3 protein-coding genes are annotated in these 3,710 nt (G+C 27.3%); all 3 read left to right on the top strand.

The features are described from left to right. Nucleotides 1-240: 240 nt before the first annotated feature. The 3 genes from BST80_RS04560 to BST80_RS04550 all read left to right on the top strand — a co-directional run bounded on the left by BST80_RS04560 (nt 241) and on the right by BST80_RS04550 (nt 3,561). Nucleotides 241-1,197 carry an L-lactate dehydrogenase gene (locus BST80_RS04560; protein WP_415746161.1) on the top strand — a complete coding sequence of 319 codons (957 nt, stop codon included), beginning with the start codon at nt 241-243 and terminating at the stop codon, nt 1,195-1,197. Between the two features lie 187 nt (nt 1,198-1,384). Then, entirely contained in the window at nt 1,385-1,957 is a 573-nt protein-coding gene (locus BST80_RS04555; protein WP_415746160.1) for a hypothetical protein, read from the top strand. A 35-nt stretch (nt 1,958-1,992) separates the two neighbouring features. Continuing rightward, nucleotides 1,993-3,561: a PTS transporter subunit EIIC gene (locus BST80_RS04550; RefSeq protein WP_415746159.1), complete on the top strand. Its 1,569-nt coding sequence runs from the start codon at nt 1,993-1,995 to the stop codon at nt 3,559-3,561. Nucleotides 3,562-3,710: the final 149 nt, after the last annotated feature.

The following is a 3,710-nucleotide window of genomic DNA, read 5'->3' as shown; positions in this document are numbered from 1 at the left end:
ATTAATTAAAATTATAATTTGCTATTAGTATCTTTTTAAAAATATTTACGATTATTTTAATAGGTTATGCAAGAAGTCTAATATAAATGTAGAGTAGAAAAAGAAAAAAAACAAAATTTATAATAAAAAATATCTTTTTTATAATTTTAATTATAAAAACCCATCTATTTTGAGTATTTTTAAAAAATTTTTTATTTTTTTGCTATAATAAAGTAGGAGATTTTTAAAAGGAGAAGAAATATGGAAAATTCAACGAGAAAAGTAGTTTTAGTTGGATGTGGAATGGTTGGAAACAGCTTTTTATATTCAGCGATGAACAGAGGTATTGCACAACATTATGTGCTAATTGATGCGTTTCGACAGGCAGCAGAAGGGAATGCTATTGATTTATCAGATGCAACTGCTGTTTTAGAAAATCGTTTTAGTACAATTAAAGCTGGTGATTATAGTGATTGTAAAGATGCTGATTTAATTGTTATTACAGCAGGAAGACCACAACGAGATGGTGAAACACGATTAGATATGGTTGCTGATAATGCAAGAATTATGCAAGATATTGCTTTAAAAATTAAAGCCTCAGGTTTTAAGGGTATTACGCTAATTGCTTCAAATCCGGTGGATGTTCTGGCATCAGTTTATCAAAAAGTAACTGGTTATGCAAAAAATAAAGTTATTTCTTCAGGAACAACTTTAGATTCAGCACGTTTAAGAAGATTAGTAGGTAATAAATTAAACATTGCTCCAGCTAGTGTTAATGCTTATGTTTTGGGTGAACATGGTGATTCATCAGTTTCTGTTTGATCAAAAGCTTCAATTATGCAAAAATCAATTGCTGATTTTGTGGCAGAAGGAAAATTAACAGAAAAAGATTTAGAAGATATGCACCAACAAATGATGAAAATGGCTTATACAATCATTGATTTGAAAAAAGCAACTTTTTATGGAATTGGTGTATGTTTATCATCAATTGCAAAAGCAATTTTAAATGATGAAAGATCAACCTTTTTAATTGGTGCAAAATGTGAAGGTGAATATAATGTTACGGGAACTTACATTGGTGTACCAGCAGTTATTGGTGTTAATGGGATTGAAGAAATTATTGAGTGAAAATTAACAAAAGAAGAGCAAGTTAAATTTGAAAAATCAGCGACACAATTACATGAAGCTTTAAATGTTGCTCTTGCAGCATTAAAATAAGTAATATTTAGGAGGGCTTTTTAAGTCTTTTTTTTATGTTAAATTTATAATATTTTTTTCTTTTTTAAAAGAAAAATGTGGTATCATTATCTCATAGGATTTCCTATTTTTATATCAACCATGTATTAACTATGTATCAATTATCAACAATATCAATTTAATATATACAAATAAGGAGTTTTTAAATATGAAAAGATTTACTTTAGGAATGATTGCAGCGACAACGATTTCAGTTGCAGGTATGCCAAATATTAATAAAGGAACTTCAACAGTTCAAGCGCATGAATTTGCACAAGAGGCAGTAGAATATAGTATTGCAAGTATGACAGGAACAGATACTTTTCCTGCGCAAAAACTTGCCTCTGGTTTTGTCAATAATCAAAAAGCTTTAGTTTTTGAATATGGAAACTATGCTAAGACTTGAGCAGAATTTGTTCAAAAATATCCAAAATTTAAATTTACTACATTAAGTATGAAAACTAATTTAAAAGGAGACCAAAAAATAGAAGATTTGTCAAAATATACTTTTAACACTGCTGATTTTAAATTACAAGAACAAAATGGTCAATTTATAATTAAGACAATTGAATCAAAATATATTACTGATTTTATTCGTTTATCAGTTCTTGGACAAGTAAAAGAAGACAAGAAGATTATTAATTTTGGTGTTGTATATAATATCAATATTTCACAACAATATATTAAGCCTTATCCATTTTTTAGTTCAGAAACTGACAAAATCCAGTTTTACAATGATTAAAAAATTAATTTGTTTGTAAAGAAAAGACAATAATTTTGAAAATTGATAGGTTGTATCAAATTAGAAAAAACGGAAAAGGCTATCGTAACAATAGTAATAAAATTAAAATTAGAAATATTTATGAATATTTTATTAAAATTATTACTTTAATAATTATTCCATTATTATTAATTGTTTTAATTTATGGAATTGGCATGATTTTACAAGAATATACTAGTAATCTTGTTGCCCTAACGATTGGTGATGTTTGTATTAAGATTGGAAAAGCAGTCTTTAACAATTTATCAATTATCTTTTGTTTAGTAACAGTGATTAGTATTACCAACAATGTAAAAGCTGTAGCAATTGCTGTTACTGGCTTTTTAGTTTTCATTGTGATGCAATATGCATTAATTCAATATAAAATAATCCCAGAAGGAAAACTTTATGTAACAAGTATTCTCTTCTTTTACCAAGGTAAAAATTTAGCAATGTTTTTAGGCTCAAGTTTTGGCCTTGTTACTTTAAATACGTCAATTTTAGGGGGAATAACAGTAGGAATTATTTCATCATACATTTACATTAAGTGTATTGATTTACGCTTGGCAAAACCATTTGGTTTATTAAATGGTTTTCCATTTGTTACCTTACTTGTTGTTTTAGCAAGTATGTTCTTAGCGTTATTTTTCTTATTACTATGAATTGTAATTGCAATTGTTTTAAACCATATTTATCAATGAATGTGACAACAAAATGCAAACCATTTTTTAGGAGCTGCTTTTGTTTATGAACTATTAAATACATTATTAATTTCATTTGGTTTTAAAGATCTTGTTACTAATTTATTTATTAACCCAAATGTTGAATTATTAAGTCAAACAGAGTTTGAAAATTTATTCAAAAATATTGCCGTGCATTATGGTTGAATACACAATATTTTTGATGATACTTGGAATAATGCCACAATTCAAAAAGTGTGGGATTTTATTAACCAACCAACATTTGAAGAACATCATTTAACAATTTTAGATTGACTTAATTTACTACCAATTGACCGGTTACCACAAGCAAATGGTTATTCTGCACAAACTTATAATTGGTTTTTATCTAGTAATTTTGGTCATTTATTACAACTAAAATTACCACCAAATTATGCGTTTGTCTTTGGTGGTTCATTAGCAATTAGTACGGCCATTATTTTAACTAGTAAAAAAGAAAACCGTATGCCAACAGCAATTTTAATGACAGCAATTGTGGTGGTTACCATTTTAACAGGGAATAATGTTATTATTAATTTATTTACTTTCTTTGTTTCACCAATGTTATATTTTTGTGTTTATATGCCACTTGCTGGTATTAATGGTTTATTTATGTCGCTGCTTGATGTGCACATTTGAGTATTGTTTGTTAATGGTTTAATTGATTTTATTTACAGAGGAATTATTCCAGTGGCCAAAGGAACTAATTTCTTCTGAGTCCCAGTCTTTACTTTTATTTGATTTGTTATTATTATGCCAATATTTTGGAAAGCAATTCTTTATTTTGATTATCCTTTTATTGGTCGAAGAGAAACGATTTTACCACGAATTACTCACAAGAATTATCATGAAATGTGGAATCATTAATGGATAACAAATATATTATTATTTAGGTTCATGGAAAGGTTTTATTTTATAACACCTTTCCATGAACTTTTTAAATATGTGAGGTGTACCATATACATTTTAGACCAGTTAGTCTTTTAAAAATTTTAACACAGCTTCAGTTGGTGTTA

Source organism: Spiroplasma sp. Moj, assembly GCF_016082285.1.
GTDB classification, from domain to species: domain Bacteria; phylum Bacillota_I; class Bacilli_A; order Mycoplasmatales; family Mycoplasmataceae; genus Spiroplasma; species Spiroplasma phoeniceum.
Note: the sequence above shows the minus strand (reverse complement) of the source record. Positions and strands in the feature narration are given on the sequence as shown.